Source organism: Streptomyces sp. NPDC053431, assembly GCF_044544925.1.
Classification (GTDB): Bacteria; Actinomycetota; Actinomycetes; order Streptomycetales; family Streptomycetaceae; genus Streptomyces.
In genome coordinates, this window is the sequence record NZ_JBITXX010000017.1 from 126,977 (window position 1) to 143,056 (window position 16,080).

16 protein-coding genes are annotated in these 16,080 nt (G+C 71.7%); 9 read left to right on the forward strand and 7 right to left on the reverse strand.

Translation table 11 applies throughout. The annotated features are described in order from the left end of the window. Positions 1–7: 7 nt before the first annotated feature. Positions 8–1,006, reverse strand: coding sequence for an anion permease (locus ACIGXE_RS30825; RefSeq protein ID WP_399752444.1), 999 nt, complete (start codon positions 1,004–1,006; stop codon positions 8–10). A 6-nt stretch (positions 1,007–1,012) separates the two neighbouring features. Continuing rightward, positions 1,013–1,633, reverse strand: coding sequence for a DUF47 domain-containing protein (locus ACIGXE_RS30830; protein WP_389205238.1), 621 nt, complete (start codon positions 1,631–1,633; stop codon positions 1,013–1,015). Between the two features lie 193 nt (positions 1,634–1,826). Between ACIGXE_RS30830 and ACIGXE_RS30835 the strand changes: the two genes are divergently transcribed. Continuing rightward, positions 1,827–2,201, forward strand: coding sequence for a metal-sensitive transcriptional regulator (locus ACIGXE_RS30835; protein ID WP_399752446.1), 375 nt, complete (start codon positions 1,827–1,829; stop codon positions 2,199–2,201). A gap of 4 nt (positions 2,202–2,205) precedes the next feature. Here the strand turns inward: ACIGXE_RS30835 and ACIGXE_RS30840 are convergent, their stop codons facing one another. The 4 genes from ACIGXE_RS30840 to ACIGXE_RS30855 all read right to left on the reverse strand — a co-directional run bounded on the left by ACIGXE_RS30840 (position 2,206) and on the right by ACIGXE_RS30855 (position 5,610). Beyond that, on the reverse strand, positions 2,206–2,376 hold the full coding sequence (locus ACIGXE_RS30840; RefSeq protein WP_399752448.1) for a hypothetical protein: 171 nt from the start codon (positions 2,374–2,376) through the stop codon (positions 2,206–2,208). Between the two features lie 154 nt (positions 2,377–2,530). Beyond that, positions 2,531–3,352, reverse strand: a complete 822-nt coding sequence (locus tag ACIGXE_RS30845) for a hypothetical protein (RefSeq protein WP_399752450.1) — start codon at positions 3,350–3,352, stop codon at positions 2,531–2,533. A gap of 330 nt (positions 3,353–3,682) precedes the next feature. Next, positions 3,683–4,393 (reverse strand): phosphatase PAP2 family protein, encoded by a 711-nt coding sequence (locus ACIGXE_RS30850; protein WP_399752452.1) that lies wholly within the window; start codon positions 4,391–4,393, stop codon positions 3,683–3,685. Between the two features lie 188 nt (positions 4,394–4,581). Further along, positions 4,582–5,610: an NlpC/P60 family protein gene (locus tag ACIGXE_RS30855; RefSeq protein WP_399752454.1), complete on the reverse strand. Its 1,029-nt coding sequence runs from the start codon at positions 5,608–5,610 to the stop codon at positions 4,582–4,584. 345 nt (positions 5,611–5,955) lie between these two features. Between ACIGXE_RS30855 and ACIGXE_RS30860 the strand changes: the two genes are divergently transcribed. The 6 genes from ACIGXE_RS30860 to ACIGXE_RS30885 all read left to right on the forward strand — a co-directional run bounded on the left by ACIGXE_RS30860 (position 5,956) and on the right by ACIGXE_RS30885 (position 13,142). Further along, a complete protein-coding gene (locus ACIGXE_RS30860) occupies positions 5,956–6,264 on the forward strand; it encodes a hypothetical protein (protein WP_046908545.1) in 309 nt (102 codons plus the stop codon). Positions 6,265–6,379: 115 nt separating this feature from the next. Continuing rightward, positions 6,380–7,183 carry a hypothetical protein gene (locus ACIGXE_RS30865; RefSeq protein WP_399752456.1) on the forward strand — a complete coding sequence of 268 codons (804 nt, stop codon included), beginning with the start codon at positions 6,380–6,382 and terminating at the stop codon, positions 7,181–7,183. Next, the gene (locus ACIGXE_RS30870) at positions 7,173–8,519 is read left to right on the forward strand and encodes a hypothetical protein (protein ID WP_399752458.1); all 1,347 of its coding nucleotides are present in this window, start codon (positions 7,173–7,175) and stop codon (positions 8,517–8,519) included. The genes ACIGXE_RS30865 and ACIGXE_RS30870 overlap by 11 nt, the downstream gene beginning before the upstream one ends. Further along, on the forward strand, positions 8,516–10,069 hold the full coding sequence (locus ACIGXE_RS30875; RefSeq protein ID WP_399752460.1) for an SCO6880 family protein: 1,554 nt from the start codon (positions 8,516–8,518) through the stop codon (positions 10,067–10,069). Before ACIGXE_RS30870 ends, ACIGXE_RS30875 begins: the two co-directional genes overlap by 4 nt. A gap of 20 nt (positions 10,070–10,089) precedes the next feature. Next, entirely contained in the window at positions 10,090–11,478 is a 1,389-nt protein-coding gene (locus ACIGXE_RS30880) for an ATP-binding protein (RefSeq protein WP_399752462.1), read from the forward strand. A gap of 2 nt (positions 11,479–11,480) precedes the next feature. Continuing rightward, positions 11,481–13,142 carry a type IV secretory system conjugative DNA transfer family protein gene (locus ACIGXE_RS30885; RefSeq protein ID WP_399752465.1) on the forward strand — a complete coding sequence of 554 codons (1,662 nt, stop codon included), beginning with the start codon at positions 11,481–11,483 and terminating at the stop codon, positions 13,140–13,142. 40 nt (positions 13,143–13,182) lie between these two features. Here the strand turns inward: ACIGXE_RS30885 and ACIGXE_RS30890 are convergent, their stop codons facing one another. Then, a complete protein-coding gene (locus ACIGXE_RS30890; RefSeq protein ID WP_399752468.1) occupies positions 13,183–13,752 on the reverse strand; it encodes a GNAT family N-acetyltransferase in 570 nt (189 codons plus the stop codon). A gap of 197 nt (positions 13,753–13,949) precedes the next feature. On the opposite strand from ACIGXE_RS30890, the gene ACIGXE_RS30895 reads away from it, so the two are divergent. Continuing rightward, entirely contained in the window at positions 13,950–15,278 is a 1,329-nt protein-coding gene (locus tag ACIGXE_RS30895; protein ID WP_399752471.1) for a sensor histidine kinase, read from the forward strand. Beyond that, on the forward strand, positions 15,275–15,955 hold the full coding sequence (locus ACIGXE_RS30900; protein WP_399752473.1) for a response regulator: 681 nt from the start codon (positions 15,275–15,277) through the stop codon (positions 15,953–15,955). The genes ACIGXE_RS30895 and ACIGXE_RS30900 overlap by 4 nt, the downstream gene beginning before the upstream one ends. Positions 15,956–16,080: the final 125 nt, after the last annotated feature.

Sequence of the window (16,080 nt, forward strand, 5' to 3'; positions counted from 1 at the left end):
GGGACGGTTACCCGAACAGGAGCTGTACGACGTAGAAGCTGACCGCCGCCACGATCGCCGCCGCCGGCATCGTGATGAACCAGCCGAGGACGATGTTCTTGGCGACGCCCCAGCGGACCGCGTTCACCCGCTTCGTGGCGCCCACACCCATGATCGCCGAGGTGATGACGTGGGTCGTGGAGATCGGCGCCTTGAAGATGAAGGCGGTGACGAACATGATCGACGCGCCCGTCGTCTCCGCGGCGAAGCCCTGCGGCGGGTCCAGCTCGATGATCTTGCGGCCGAGGGTCCGCATGATCCGCCAGCCGCCCGCGTACGTGCCCAGCGAGAGCATCACGGCACAGGCGATCTTCACCCACACCGGGATGGGGGCGTCGGCGCTCTGGACGTCGGCGATGACCAGGGCCATCACCACGATGCCCATGGTCTTCTGCGCGTCCTGGAGACCGTGGCCGAGGGCCATGCCGGCCGCCGAGACGGTCTGCGCGATGCGGAAGCCGCGCTTGGCCTTGTGCGGATTGGACTTGCGGAAGATCCACATGATCGAGGCCATCACCAGGTAACCGGCGATGAGACCGACGACCGGCGAGAGGAACATCGGGATGACGACCTTCTCGAGGACGCCCGACCAGATGACCTCGGTGCCACCCGCGAGCGCCGCGCCCACCATGCCGCCGAACAGGGCGTGCGAGGAGGACGACGGAAGACCGAAGTACCAGGTGACCAGGTTCCAGACGATCGCGCCGACGAGCGCGGCGAAGAGGATGCCCATCCCCTTGTCGCCGGTGGGCGTCTCGATGAGGCCCTTGCTGACGGTGTGCGCGACCCCCTGGCCGAGGAAGGCGCCGGCGAGGTTCATGACGGCGGCCATCGCGAGCGCGGCCCGGGGGGTCAGCGCCCGGGTCGACACCGAGGTGGCGATGGCGTTCGCCGAGTCGTGGAATCCGTTCGTATACGTGAAGCCGAGCGCGACACCGATGGTCACGATCAGAGCGAAGGTGTCCACGAAGCCTCAGGACTCCTTGACCGCGATGGTCTCCACCGTGTTCGCCACGTGCTCGAAGGCGTCGGCCGCCTCTTCCAGCACATCCACGACCTGCTTGAGCTTCAGCACCTCGATGGCGTCGTACTTGCCGTTGAAGAGGTGGGCGAGCAGCTTGCGGTGGATCTGGTCGGCCTGGTTCTCGAGCCGGTTGACCTCGATCCAGTACTCGGTGAGGTTGGACATGGTCCGCAGGTTGGGCATCGCCTCGGCGGTGAGCTCGGCGGCCCGGGCGAGCACCTCGATCTGCTGCTCGACGCCCTTGGGCAGTTCCTCGATGTTGTAGAGGACGACCAGATCGACGGCCTCCTCCATGAAGTCCATGATGTCGTCGAGGGAGGAGGCGAGGGAGTAGATGTCCTCGCGGTCGAACGGCGTGATGAAGGAGGAGTTCAGCTGGTGGAAGATCGCGTGGGTGGCGTCGTCGCCGGCGTGTTCCGCTGCCCGCATCCGCTCCGCGATCTCGGCCCGGGCGGAGGCGTCCGCGCCGAGCAGTTCCATCAGGAGCTTCGCGCCCGTGACGATGTTGTCCGCGGACGCGGCGAACATGTCGTAGAAGCTCGTCTCCCTGGGGGTCAGACGAAATCGCACGTGGGGTCCTCGGGGTGCTGGGTTTCGGTCAGGCTGATGCTAGGCGCATCATCCGGCCACGGCTAACCGGCGTCCTCTCAGTGTCGCCCATCAGGCACAGTGATCTGCACGGGCCCCCGCCCCGATTCGCGGGGATCGGTACCATATACCCACGAGGGGTATGCACACCCTTTATGGACAACGGGAGGACGCGATGACGACCACCGAGGCTGACCAGCTCACCCCCGAGAACACGGTCGAGCCGGCGGCGGCCGGCCCCGCCCCCGCCACCGCGCACGACCACGGCGTGCACGGCTACCACAAGCAGAAGGACGAGCACCTCAAGCGGCTCCGCCGGATCGAGGGCCAGATCCGCGGCCTGCAGCGCATGGTCGACGAGGACGTCTACTGCATCGACATCCTGACCCAGGTCTCCGCCTCCACGAAGGCGCTGCAGTCCTTCGCCCTCCAGCTCCTGGAGGAGCACCTGCGGCACTGCGTGGCCGACGCGGCGACCAAGGGCGGCGACGAGATCGAGGCGAAGGTCGAGGAGGCCACGAAGGCCATCGCCCGGATGATGCGCACCTGAGTCGTCAGCGGGAGCCGGCGCCGACCCGGAGCACCTCGTCGATGCGGTCGGCACTCAGCCGCTCCCCGTCGGCCGTCGAGGCCGCGATGATCAGCTCCCCGCACAGTTCGATCTCGGCCAGGGCGATGCACTCGGGGTCGCCGGGCGCGGTCGCGGTACCGGGCGGCGGAGCCATGCCATTCACCTCTTCCTGCCGACGTCGGTCCCCCGGCGTTCGGTCTCCCAGCGTAGGGAGCGGCGCACGGAGCGCACATGACACGTCCGGACCATTTGCCCATGACTCGCAAGAGGGGATCAGGCCGTGATCCGCGGGCTTCGCTCCTCGGGGATCAGGCCTTGATCCTCCCGGCGTAGATGTCCGCCCGGTCCGGCAGCGTGACGCTGACCCGCGCACCGAAGGCGTACAGCAGGGTGGTCGAGGCGACCGCGACCGTACGGCCCTGGTTGCTGAAGCTGAACTGGTGGCGGACCTTCCGCAGCCGCCCCTCCCGGTCGAGATACGCGTCGAAGGGCACGGCGTCGGTGGTGAACCCTTTCGCCGCGGCGGCGAGCGCGCCGCGCACCTGCGGCGAGGCCAGCCGGGCGGCCTCCGCGAGGTCCGCGGTCCCCCGGTAGTGACGCACCTTCACGCCCGCGAGGTCGACCTCCCCCACGTACGTCACCGCACGCGCGCCGCGCAGCAGCTCGGCGGCGGCGGCCGGATCGGTGGCCCCGCCGGTGACCAGGTTGCCGTCGTCGAGGGCGGTGGTGTCCACCCGTACCCACTTGTCGGCGGGAACGCCGGCGCCCCGGTTCTTCATGTAGAGCGCGCCGGGGGCGAGCAGCTCGGTGATCGGCCGGTGCTCGCTCTCTCCGGCGGCGTCCTTGGGCAGCACCACCTGGAGGCTTCCGGTGCGCCGGCGGAAGTCGTACGTGCCCTCGCCCCGGATGGTGACGCGGGTGCCGCCCGAGGCCATCTCCATGGCGGTGCTCGCCTTGGACGAGCCGGCCCGGGTGAGCGCCTCGGCCGCGCCGCGCACGGTCCCGGTCGGGTCACCCCCCGGCTCGGCGTCGTCGCCGGGGGCCGCGCAACCGCCGGCCGCGACCGTCCCGATCAGCGCCGCGGCGACCGCCCACGCGCCCCCGCCCGAGCGTCCGCTCCGCTCCACCATCGCCTGCCAACCCCCAAGCCGTAGCGCTGTCTGTCCGGATCCCACCCGACCGGATAACGACGGTCGGGACGGCCCGTCACGCCGCAGTACGGTGGGGGCGTGCATCAGACGGAGACCACGGAGCGCGGGTCGTTCGCGACAGCCCGGTGCAGCTGCGGCTGGACGGGCCCGGCCCGCAGATCACGTGAGCGGGCCCGTACGGACGCGGCGGAACACCTCGCGTCGGCCGGCGCCTAGGGGCTTCTCGGAACGTGGCGCCGTCTGCCCGGAGGGCAGGGCTCGCGGCGCCCGGTGCGAGCGAGCGGGCCACGGGCGCCGATTCGCCGCCCGCTAGGCGGCGAGGTCGCTCTCCCCGGTGCCGAGGCGGGGCTCGGGGACGCCGAGCGTCCCGGCCACGGCGGGCCGTTCGGCGGCGCGCCGCGAGCGCACCAGGCGGGCGCCGCGCGGGGAGTGGGCGACGGCGGAGACGACCCGGGTGAGCAGGGCGAGCGCGAGCGGGGCGAGGAGCAGCGCGACCGCGGTGCCGAGCGCGAGACCGCCGACCACGTCCGTGGGGTAGTGGACGCCCATGTAGACCCGGCAGAAGGCCTCGGCGAGGGCGAGGCCGATGGCGACCAGCCCGAAGCGGCGGTGGGCGACGAAGACACCGACGGCGACGGCCATCGCCATGGTGGCGTGGTCGCTGACGAACGAGTAGTCCGTCTTGCCGGCGACGAGGACCTCCAGCCCCTGGTGGTCGTTGAAGGGTCTGGGCCGTTCGACGAAGCCGCGGATGGGGATGTTGACGAGGAGCGCGATACCGGCCGCGAGCGGCGCCCAGATCAGCCCGGCGACACCCGACACGGAGTCGGTGACGGCGTCGCGCCGGCGGACGCTCCACCAGCAGCCGAGCACGACGAGGCCGAGGCCGAGGACGATGCCGTACTCGCCGACGAACTCCATGACGCGGTCGAACCACGGCGGGGCGGCCTTCGCCAACCCGTTGATGTCGTAGAGCAGGCTGACATCGGGGTTCGAACCGTCCGATGCGAGTCCAGCCATCTGCCGCTGCCCCTTGCTGTCGTGTTGGTGGTGTCCAACCCCCGTGGTCAGAGTGGTCGGATCGGGAAACGATCCAGTCGAGGGCGGCGTTCCGCTCTCCGCCCAAGATCGCTAGGACGTTATCGAAAGGTGACGGGCCGTCGCAGCCCAGGGCCCCCGCCCCACGGACCGTTTCCGGCCACGCGGGCCTACTGCTGCGGAAGGTGGGTGGGCAGCGCCGCCGCCCCGTCCTGGGTGACCCGGGTGGCGCCGAAGTAGTCCGGCGTGTCGATCCGGTCGAAACGGATGACGGCCCCGGTGCGCGGCGCGTCGATCATGTACCCGCCGCCGACGTAGATGCCGACGTGCCGGATGGCCCGCGAGTTGGTCAGGTCGTCGGAGAAGAAGACGAGGTCACCCGGCAGCAGCTCGTCCCGGCCCGGGTGCGGCCCGGCGTTGTACTGGTCGTTGGCGACGCGCGGGAGCTGGATCCCCACCGTGTCGTACGCCGCCTGGGTGAGCCCCGAGCAGTCGAACCGCCCGCCCTGCGCGGCCGTGCCCGTACCGCCCCACAGGTACGGCGTGCCGAGCTTCTGCTGCGCGTAGTAGATCGCCCCCGCCGCCTGCCGGGAGGGCTCGACCCGGCCGACCGGCCGGGCGAAGCTCTTCTCCAGCGAGCGGATGATCCGGACGTAGTTCTGCGTCTCGCTGATCGGGGGCACGCCACCGGACCTGATGACCCGGTAGGCGCCGGCGTTGTAGGCGGCCAGCATGTTGTTCGTCGGGTCCCCGGGCACGTTCTTCACGTACCCGGCGAGCTCGCAGTCGTACGAGGCCGCCGAGGGGATCGCGTCCTTGGGGTCCCAGACGTCCCGGTCACCGTCGCCGTCCCCGTCGATCCCGTGCCCCGCCCAGGTGCCCGGGATGAACTGCGCGATGCCGCGGGCGTTCGCCGGCGAGACGATGGTCGGGTTCCAGCCACTCTCCTGGTACAGCTGCGCGGCCAGCAGCGCGGGGTTGATCGCGGGGCAGAGATTGCCCCACTGCTGCACCAGCCCCTGGTACGCGGCCGGCACGGCGCCCTTGGCGAGCGCGACCGTCCCGTTCCTGCCGTTCCCGGCCCCGCCGACGAGCCCGGCGGCGGCGGAGTACGTCCCGACGACGATGAGGGCGACGAAGCTGAGGCAGACCCCGAACACCCCGCCGGCCACCAGCCACGCGCCGCGCGCCTTACGCACCGTCAACCACCCCTCGGCTCATGGCAGTACGCCCCGCCACGCCAGTCTAGGCGCGGCCCCCCTCGTCGACCCGCGTGACGGCTCCGACGCCGCCCCAAAGGTGCCACAACGACAATCATTGCCCGGAGTCACCCTCCGTGATACACAGAGTGACCATACGCTTCCTCGCATACAAACCGGCCGTACGTCGCAGGTCAAGACGGTCAGATCGGTCAACTGTGCGGGGATCGGGTAAAGAGAGCCGTCAAGCCGTCACACGCGAGCGGTTTCATCAGCGAAGATAGGGTCGACGACCCATGCCATCAGGCAGGGGCGACGAACTACCCAACAGGGGCGGTGAGTTACATGTACCTGGCGGCCGAGAAGGGCGACATCACCACCATCATCGGTGGAATCGCCCCGAACTGGGGGCCTTTCGGGAGCCTGGGCGCCGAGGCCAAGGTCATGATCGAGGTCGTGATGGCCGTGGCCATCCTGCTCTGTCTCGGCATCGCCATCTGGGGAGCCGCGAAGCAGCGCATCGGGGCCACCGCCCTCCGGGACACCTTCAGCGCCGAACAGGGCAAGGGCCTCATCGTGGCGGGCCTGACCGGCGTCTTCATCATCGGGTCTCTGGGGACGCTCTTCACCATCGTGTACGGGATGGCCGTCTAACCCGTTTCTCACCACCGAGGTCGCGTTCCCTGATGTCCAGTCACCACGCCGCGCCCGCGCGGACACCAGCACGGTATTCGTCGTACCCGCGAACGGTTGAGGGAGCGTGCCCGGCATGAGCCTCGGCGACGAGCACGACGGCCAGACCCGTACCCGCCTCCCCGAACCGGCCCCCGGCACCGGCCGCCCCCCGGCCCGGAGCCCCCGCTCCCTGATCGCGGTCGTCGGCGTGGTGGCCCTCCTGGTCGCCGCCATCGCCCTCGCCAACCGCGGCGACGGCACCCCCGACTCCCCGACCGCGGGCGCCGGCCCCGACACCCCCGCGCGGTCCACCTCGACCGCGGCGACGGGCGTCCACCCGGTCCCGGGCAAGAACGGCCAGATCCCGACGGGCTTCGCGAGAGACGAACAGGGGGCGCAGAGCGCGGCGGCGAATTACGCGGTGGCGCTCGTGTCCGCCGACATCCTCAAGCCGGACCGCCGTCCGGACATCGTCCGAGGGCTCTTCACCGGCGACCGGATCGTCGAGATGGAGGGCAAGCTGAACCAGGCCTACAGCAAGGACTTCCTCGGCAAGCTTGGCCTGGACGAACACGGGAACGCCGCCCCGGGGATGACGTACGTGTCGCGTACCGCACCCGTCGGCACCAAGGTGACCCAGTACGGCGAGGACTCGGCGACCGTCGAGGTCTGGTGCACGGGCGTGTTCGGAACGGCCGGCGTCAGCTCGACCAACCCGGTGACGAACGACTGGTTCACGATGACGCTCGCCCTGCGCTGGACCGACGGCGACTGGAAGGTCGACGCCTTCTCCCAGAAGGAGGGGCCCGCACCGGTGAACACCGACCGCACGGCCTCCGACGCCGACGCCATCGCCAGGGCCGTCCAGGAGTTCGGAGGCTTCACCTATGCGCGCTGACTCCCGCACCGTGCGGCGCGTGACGACGGCTCTGGTCGGCGTCCAGACCGTCGCCGTGCTGCTGGCCTCGCGTGCCTACGCGGCGCCTACGCCCACTCCCACGCCCACGCCGACGCCGACGCCGACACCGTCCGCCAAGAGCGAGTGCGACCTGATCGTCGGCCCCGCACGTGACTACTGCGAGAACGGTCAGCCCGGCACCGGCTCGCGTACCCCCGGCCTCAACGACCCCGCCACCGCCCTCGACCCCCTCTCCTCCCTCGCCAACGGCTGCGCCAAGGCCGCCGCCTGGGTCGTCGACACGCTGTCCGGTGCCGTCAAGGAGACCGCGGCCGTCGACTTCACCAACATGCAGTTCCTCGGCCGCTACGCCATCGTCTTCGCCGCCGCCACCTTCCTCACCCTCCTCCTGTGGCTGCTGGCCGTCGCCAAGCGCGCCATCCGCGGCGTCCCCCTCACCACCGCCCTCTCCGAGGCCGTCGGCTTCCTCTGGCTGACCGTGCTCGCCTCCGCCTTCACCCCGCTGATCCTCTACACCGTCGTCAACGCCACCGACGCCGTCACCGAGGTCATCGCCTCCGGCACCGGCCAGCAGACCGACGTCTTCTTCGGCAGCTTCAAGCAGGCCCTGGAGAAGGGCGACAGCATCGGCGGCGGACCGATCATGCTGATCATCGTGTCGCTGGTGACCGTGCTCGCCGCCGGCGTGCTCTACCTGGAGCTCGTGCTGCGCGCCGTGCTGCTCTACGTCGGCGCCCTCCTCGGCGTCGTCGTCTACTCCGGTCTCGTCGACAAGAACATGTGGGGCCACGTCCGCCGCTGGGCCGGGATCATGATCGCGGTGATCCTGGTCAAGCCGGTCATCGTCATCGTGCTCGGCCTCGCCGGCGCCCTGTCCTCCGGCACCGGCCCCGACGCCTTCTCCGCCGTCGTCTCCGGCCTCGCGATCATCCTGCTCGCGATCTTCGCCTCCGCGATGATCTACCGCTTCGTGCCCGGCTTCGGCGACGAGATCGTCGCCTCCCGCAACAACCGCCTGCACCGCGCCGGCGAGAACGCCGCGGCCGCCGTCATCTCCTCCCCCGCCTCCCTCGTCTCCCAGGGCATCAAGACCCACAGCACCCGCGGCGACGGCGGCCAGGGCGGTGGCGGCCAGAGCAGCGCCCCCCGCCCCGCCAACCCCCTCTCCGGCGGCGTCGCCGCCCACAGCAGCCGGGGCTCCTCCGGAGGCGGCTCCTCGGCCACGCCCCCGCCCCGCAGCGCCGCGCCCACCGCGGGCACCCCGCACACCAGCCGTAGCAGCAACAGCAAGAACACAGGAGGTGCAGGGCGTTGACGACCCAGTCCCAGCCGGTCTCGCCCCGACGCACGTATCTCATCGGCCGCGCCCGGCCGAACGCGATCGTCGGCAAGAACCGCGAGACCGGCGAGATCGCGCTCATCATCGGCGGCGCCTTCCTCGGCATGATGAGCGGACTGATCGTCCCCGTCCTGTCCCTGCGGATCGTCCTCCTCATGGGCTTCCCGATGATCGCGCTGGCCGCGGTCTACGTGCCGTACAAGCACCGCACCTTCTACAAGTGGTTCGAGATCAACCGCAGTTACAAGCGGATGCTCAAGCGCGGCACCGCCTACCGCTCCGCGGCCGTCGAGGCCGGCACCCGCCTCGACGGCCGCGAGGTCGAGATCGGCCCGCCGCCCGGCATCGGCCGGATCAGCTGGCTCTCCGCCCCCTTCGGCCCCGACGAGATCGCCGTCCTCCTGCACGCCGACCGCCGCACCGTCACCGCCGCCATCGAGATCGAGGGGCCCGGCGTCGGCCTGCGCGACTCCGAGGACCAGGAAGCCCTCGTCGACCGCTTCGGCACCCTCCTCAAGCACGTCGCCAACGGAGACGGCTTCGTCACCCGCCTCCAGATGCTCGCCCGCACCCTCCCCGCCGACCCCGACGCCCACGCCAAGGACGTCGCCCAGCGCGGTGACCACCAGGCCCCGGCCTGGCTCCAGGAGTCGTACGACCAGCTCCAGTCCATGGTCTCCACCTCCAGCGAGCAGCACCGCGCCTACCTCGTCGCCTGCATGCACTACACCCGCGAGCTCGCCGCCGAGGCCAACGCCATGGCCCGCGCCGCCCGCCACGCCTCCGGCGCCCGCAAGCTCGACCGCGACGCCGGCCTCGCCGTCGTCATGGCCCGCGAGCTCACCGACATCTGCGCCCGCCTCGCCGAGGCCGACATCCGGGTCCGCCAGCCCCTCGGCCAGTCCCGCCTGGCCTCCCTCGTGCACTCGATGTACGACCCGGACCACCCCATCGACCACATCCAGGCCATGACGAAACGAAACGCTTGGCCCGCCGAACTCGACGCCGTGGAGCCCACGTACCTCCAGGCCAAGACCCGCGAGTCCGCCACCCGCGCCCCCTGGTGCCACGCCACCGCCTGGATCAAGGAATGGCCGATGACCCCGGTCGGCGTGAACTTCCTCGCCCCGCTGCTCGTCCACACCCCCGACGTCATCCGCACGGTCGCCGTCACCATGGACCTGGAGCCCACCGAGGTCGCCATCGAGCGGATGCTCACCGAGAAGACCAACGACGAGGCGGAGGCCAGCCGCGCCGCCAAGATGAACCGCACCGTCGACCCGCGCGACATCGCCGCCCACGGCCGGCTCGACCAGCGGGGTGAAGATCTCGCCAGCGGCGCGGCGGGCGTCAACCTCGTCGGGTACATCACCGTATCGGCGCGCTCGCCCGAGGCCCTGGCCCGGGACAAGCGCACGATCAGGGCCTCCGCCGGCAAGTCGTATCTGAAGCTGGAGTGGTGCGACCGCGAGCACCACCGGGCCTTTGTGAACACCTTGCCGTTCGCGACCGGCATCCGCCGCTAGGGCCGAAGGGGCACAGACCGATGCGAGATCCGCTGTCCGTCCTCACCGAAGCCTTCACCTCCTTCCTCTTCGGCAAGGTGGAGACGACCCGCCTGCCCGTCCGCACCTCCACCGGGCAGGCCCAGGCCGTCTACCTGCCGACCGCGGCCCCCGGCCTCGGCGACTCCGGCGTGATCATCGGCCGCGAGGTCTACAGCGGCAAGGGGTACATCTACGACCCCTTCCAGCTGTACGGCCAGCAGCTCCCCGCCCCCCACTGGCTCGTCCTCGGCGAGTCCGGCAACGGCAAGTCCGCCCTCGAGAAGACCTACGTCCTGCGCCAGCTGCGCTTCCGCGACCGCCAGGTCGTCGTCCTCGACGCACAGGGCGAGGACGGCGTCGGCGAATGGAACCTCATCGCCCAGGAGCTGGGGATAACTCCCATCCGCCTGGACCCGATGGTCGCCAACGACGCCGGCATCCGCCTCAACCCCCTCGACCCGTCCATCACCACCACGGGCCAGCTCGCCCTGCTCCGCACCATCATCGAGGTGGCGATGGGCCACGGCCTCGACGAGCGCTCCGGCTTCGCGCTCAAGGTCGCCCACGCGTACGTCAACGAGCACATCACCGACCGCCAGCCGATCCTCACGGACATCGTCGAACAACTCCGCCACCCCGAGGCGGAGTCCGCCGAGGCCATGAACGTCGACATAGACGATGTACGGGCCTGGGGCCTGGACGTCGCCCTCGTCCTCGACCGCCTGGTCGACGGCGACCTCCGCGGCATGTTCGACGGCCCGACGACGGTCGGCATCGACCTCGACGCCCCCCTCATCGTCTTCGACCTCTCCCACATCGACCGCAACTCCATCGCCATGCCGATCCTCATGGCGATCGTCGGCGTGTGGCTGGAGCACACCTGGATCCGCCCCGACCGGAAGAAGCGCATCTTCCTGGTCGAGGAGGCCTGGCACATCATCAACAGCCCCTTCGTGGCCCAGCTGTTCCAGCGCCTCCTGAAGTTCGGCCGCCGCCTCGGCCTGTCCTTCGTCGCGGTCGTCCACCACCTCTCCGACGTCGTCGACGGAGCGGCGGCCAAGGAGGCCGCGGCGATCCTCAAGATGGCCTCCACCCGCACCATCTACGCCCAGAAGGCGGACGAGGCACGCTCCACGGGCCGCGTCCTCGGCCTCCCCCGCTGGGCGGTCGAGATCATCCCGACCCTGACCCCCGGCATCGCCGTCTGGGACGTCAACGGCAACGTCCAGGTGGTCAAACACCTCATCACCGAGAAGGAACGCCCGCTCGTCTACACCGACCGCGCCATGACCGAGTCCTCGGACCCGGAGCTGGAGTGGGAGACGGAACAGCGCGCGATCCTCATCGAGCAGCAGATGAACGACTCCTCGCAGTCCACGGTGGCTTGAGCATGGACAAGCCGGTACGGAGGGAGGGCGGCGTCCCCGACGGCCTCGTCGTCGGCCTGCTCGCCCTCCTCCTGGGCCTCACCGTCCTCATCTGGACGGCGACCGGCCTGGCGGCCCTCCTGACCCACGGCAGCTGGCCCGAAGGCGTCACCTTCACCCGCACCCCGCTGGCCGCCCGCTCCCTCGTCTCCACCCCCACCGACCTCGCCACCGCCTGGCCGGCCACCCCTCCGTCCCAGCTCTCGGGCTACGGCCTGTTCTGGGGCCTGGCCATCGGCGAGGCGATGGTCCTCGCGGTCCTCACCGTCTTCACGATCGGCACCTACGCCCGCTGGCGCACGGTACGCACCACCCACCGACCCGACCACGCCGAAAAGCGCCCCTTCCCCCACCCGCATCCCGCACCCGAAGACGGCGGGGAGGGGTCCGGGGCCGGAGCGGGGGTGGGGGTGTCCGGGCGTGGTGGCGACCTCCCCGAGCGAAGCGAAGGGGAGCTCGCAGCCCGGACACCCCCACCCCCGCGGAGGCCCCGGACCCCGCAGCCCCACGGGGTCAGCCCGGCGCGCTACGGCGCCGAGCCGACGCACTACGCCCCCCAGCCCCACGGCACCGAGCCCACGCACCACGCCCCGCAGCCCCACGGCGCCGAGCCCACGCACCAACACCCGCAGACCCACGGCGCCGAGCCCACGCACCAACACCCGCAGACCGACGCGGCCGAGCCGGCACCCGACAGCGCACAGTCCGACGTCGTCTACGCCCCCACCGCCACCCGCCACCCCGTCGCCGCCCAGGCGATCCGCGACGCCGAAGGCGCCGTACTCGTCGTGACGTCGGACCCGTCCCTCTGGGCCGAGACCAAGGACGCCCGCGCGAAGCTGGGCCCCGTCCTCGTCTACGACCCCGGCCACCTCTGCGACACCCCCGCCCGGCTCCACTGGAGCCCGGCCGAGCACTGCGAGGACGCGGACGTGGCACGCGAGCGCGCCGTGGCGCTGCTCGCGCCCGTACGCCCGCAGTCCCGTCTGGACGCGGCCGTGGCCGACACGGCCGAAACGCTCCTGCACTGCTGGCTGCACGCCGCCGCGATCGACGGGCGCCCGTTCAAGCAGGTGCACCGCTGGGCCCAGGGCACCGACGCCCACGCCCCCGTACGGATCCTCCGCACCCACCCCAAGGCCGCCGCCGGCCACGCCGGGCTCCTGGAGTCCGCGCTCACCGCGCACCCCGAACGCCGCCGCGCCGCACAGGCGCTGACGGCCCGTGCGCTGTCGTCGCTCTCCTCGATCCACATCAGGGAGGCCTGCACGGCGAATCGAACGGATTCGCTCACGCTCGCATCTTTCGTCGCCGAGCAGGGCACCCTTTACGTGGTGGGTGAACCGATCGAGGACCCGCGCACCCACCCGGGCGCGATGCCCCTCCTCACCGCGCTCGCCGCCAGCGTGGTCGAGCACGGCCGCCGCATGGCCGCACGGTCATCCGACGGTCGGCTCGACCCACCACTGCGCCTCGTCCTCGACGACGTCGCGGCCGTCGCGCCGATCCCCCGGCTCCCCGAACTCCTGGCCGCGGGCAGGGACCAGGGCCTGCCGACCCTCGCCCTGATGCGCTCCCAGGAACAGGCCCGCTCCCGCTGGCCTGACCCCCTGCCCCAGACCTGAGCCGCCACCCCGGGCCCCGCCGGGCCCGGCGCCGTACCCCCTAGGCCCCCGCCTCCGGGCGCGGAAGTTCGTACTCGATCTCGAACGCCGACTCGTCCCCCGGCATCGCGACCGTCTCCCCCGTCGCGACGAAGCCGAAGCGCCGGTAGAAGGCCGCGGCACGCGCGTTGTCCTCGTGGACGTACAGCCGCACCCGCTGGATCGCCGGCTCCGGCAGCGTCCAGGACCAGTCGACCGCCGCCCGGAACAGCGCGTCGATCACGCCGGTGCCGCGCGCCTCGGGCCGTACGAAGACACCCACGAGGTGGGTCTGGTCGACCTTGGCCGGCGCACCGAACCGCACCTCGTCCGACGGCCGCTCCACCAGCACCGACACCGTGCCGACCCAGCGCCCGTCCGACGTCTCGGCGACGAACTGCCGCACCCGTCCGCCACCGCTCTCGGAGCCGCCCTCCGTCCGCTCCCGCCAGAACGAGTCCGGCTGGGCGGACGCCCCCTCGTACGTCTCGAGGAAGGCTATGGGCGCGGCCGGGTCCTGCAGGGCGGCGAGCCGGATGTCCCGGGCTCGCTCCCACTCGTCGGCGCGGACGGTGCGTACAGAAAAGTCCATGGAGGGATCCTCTCCGTACGAACAGGCCGCCGACAAGGCATTTCCCGGTGGGCCGACGTCTCCCCGGGGGCACATCGCACGTCTCCGGCGGCCCGACACGACACCGACCCGGCGTCGTACCCAGGTACGACGCGCCCCGCCCACCACCCACCCCCGGTCCGATGCCCGGCCGGCCGCCGCTCCCTAGCGTCGGACCCGTGAACGAGGATGTGCGGGTGACGACGCAGGACAAGGCGGGGGCGCCGACCGGCATCGAAGCCCCGACGCCCACAAAACGTACGATCGCCCCCGCCACCGCCCCCGACACCGCCACCCCCGGCAGCACGGCGGCCCCCGTCCCCGCCACCGCCCCGAGCCGCCACCTCCAGCGCGCGCCGGCCCGCGTACGGGCCTTCGACACCGCCCACCCCTGGGTCTGGGACGGCGCGCTGACCGCCGCCTGGACGGTGGCCGCGCTCGTCGACGCGACCGCCGGCTGGCGCACCACCGCCCTGGACCCCTCCGTACCGCCCTGGCTGGTGGTGACGACCACCCTGGCCCTCGCCCTCCCCCTCTACTGGCGCCGGCGCCACCCCGTGGCCGCCCTGGCCGCGATGGCGGCCGGGGCGCTCGTCAGCACGGCCTCGGGCGCCTTCCTCCAGTCCGCGTACCTCCAGACGCTCCCGCTCTTCCACATCGCCCTGAACCGCCCGCCACGCGCCCTGCCGCGCTCCACGGCGCTGCTCGCGCTCCCGCTGGCGGCCGGCATCCTCCGGTTCCGGGCCGAGGCCTGGGACCGGTACGTCTTCCCGTCCCTGTGGGCCTACGTCCTGGTCGCCCTGCTCGGCATCACGGTGCGCTCCCGCAGGGAGGAGCGGGAGCAGGAGGTGCGCCTGGCGGCGGCCGCCGAACGGACGCGGATCGCCCGGGAGATGCACGACATCATCGGCCACAACCTGTCCGTCATCACCGGCCTGGCCGACGGCGGCCGGTACGCGGCCGCCAAGAACCCCGAACGCGCCGCGCAGGCCCTCGACGCCATCGGCACCACGAGCCGCCAGACACTGGCCGAACTCCGCCGCCTGCTGGGCGTCCTGAGAGAGGGCGAGGAATCCGACGATCCCGCGGACCGAGCCCCCCAGCCCGGCCTCGCCGACCTCCCGGCCCTGGTCGAGGGCGTACGGAAGGCGGGCCTGCGCGTCCACGCGGATCTGCCGCCCGCACCCCATCCGCTCTCTCCCGGCGCCCAGCTGACGGTCTATCGCGTGGCGCAGGAAGCCCTGACGAACACGATGAAGCACGCCGGCGAGGGCGCGGAGGCGACCGTGGCTCTGACATACGCCGCGGACTCGCTGAGCCTGACCGTCACGGACACCGGCGGGAACGCCCCGGACCCGGCCCCGGGTGCGGCCCGCCCGGGCCAGGGTCTGGCCGGAATGCGCGAGCGCGCGGCGCTCTACGACGGCACACTCGAGTGCGGGCCGACCCCTGCCGCCCGCGGCTGGCGCGTACGACTCCGACTTCCCCGGGAGGACTCCCCCTCGTGACGACCGTTCTGATCGCCGACGACCAGCCGATGCAGCGGTTCGGCTTCCGGATGCTGCTGGAGAGCCAGGACGACATGACGGTGGTCGACGAGGCCGGCAACGGCACGGAGGCCGTCCGCCTGGCCGACCGCCACCGTCCGGACGTGATCCTGATGGACATCCGCATGCCCGGCCTCGACGGCATCGAGGCCACGCGCCGCATCATCGCCGCGGGCTCCCGCACCCGCGTCCTGATCGTCACGACCTTCGACCTCGACGAGTACGCCTACGAGGGCCTGCGCGCCGGCGCGAGCGGCTTCCTGGTGAAGGACGCGCAGCCCGAGGAACTCCTCGCCGGGATCCGCGCGGTGGCGAGCGGCGACGCGGTGGTGGCCCCGAGCCTGACCCGCCGCCTCCTCGACACGTATCTCCACCATCTCCCCGCGAGCCCGAAGGCGACCGTTGCCGCGCCGCCGAAGGAAGACCCCCGCCTGTCGGCCCTGACGGACCGCGAGCGCGAGATCCTCACCGTCGTCGGCCAGGGCTGGACCAACACGGAGATCGCCACACGCCTGCACCTCGCGGAGTCCACGGTGAAGTCCCACGTGACCCGCATCCTGGCCAAGACCGGCTCCCGGGACCGCGTCCAGGCGGTCATCCTGGCGTACGACACGGGCCTGGTGACCCCTGGCCCGTGACGGCCACGGCGGCCCGTGAAACGGGTTCGGCCCGTAAACGCAGAAAAGCCCCGCACCAGAAGGTGCGGGGCTTTCCCACAATGATTGTTCGGCGGCGTCCTACTCTCCCACAGGGTCCCCCCTGC

What these genes read in the sequence shown, in the direction of transcription:
- ACIGXE_RS30835 (WP_399752446.1), top strand. Translation starts at nt 1,827, where the DNA reads ATGACGACCACCGAGGCTGACCAGCTCACCCCCGAGAACACGGTCGAG.
- ACIGXE_RS30840 (WP_399752448.1), bottom strand. Translation starts at nt 2,376, where the DNA reads ATGGCTCCGCCGCCCGGTACCGCGACCGCGCCCGGCGACCCCGAGTGC.
- ACIGXE_RS30845 (WP_399752450.1), bottom strand. Translation starts at nt 3,352, where the DNA reads ATGGTGGAGCGGAGCGGACGCTCGGGCGGGGGCGCGTGGGCGGTCGCC.
- ACIGXE_RS30850 (WP_399752452.1), bottom strand. Translation starts at nt 4,393, where the DNA reads ATGGCTGGACTCGCATCGGACGGTTCGAACCCCGATGTCAGCCTGCTC.
- ACIGXE_RS30860 (WP_046908545.1), top strand. Translation starts at nt 5,956, where the DNA reads ATGTACCTGGCGGCCGAGAAGGGCGACATCACCACCATCATCGGTGGA.
- ACIGXE_RS30865 (WP_399752456.1), top strand. Translation starts at nt 6,380, where the DNA reads ATGAGCCTCGGCGACGAGCACGACGGCCAGACCCGTACCCGCCTCCCC.
- ACIGXE_RS30870 (WP_399752458.1), top strand. Translation starts at nt 7,173, where the DNA reads ATGCGCGCTGACTCCCGCACCGTGCGGCGCGTGACGACGGCTCTGGTC.
- ACIGXE_RS30880 (WP_399752462.1), top strand. Translation starts at nt 10,090, where the DNA reads ATGCGAGATCCGCTGTCCGTCCTCACCGAAGCCTTCACCTCCTTCCTC.
- ACIGXE_RS30885 (WP_399752465.1), top strand. Translation starts at nt 11,481, where the DNA reads ATGGACAAGCCGGTACGGAGGGAGGGCGGCGTCCCCGACGGCCTCGTC.
- ACIGXE_RS30890 (WP_399752468.1), bottom strand. Translation starts at nt 13,752, where the DNA reads ATGGACTTTTCTGTACGCACCGTCCGCGCCGACGAGTGGGAGCGAGCC.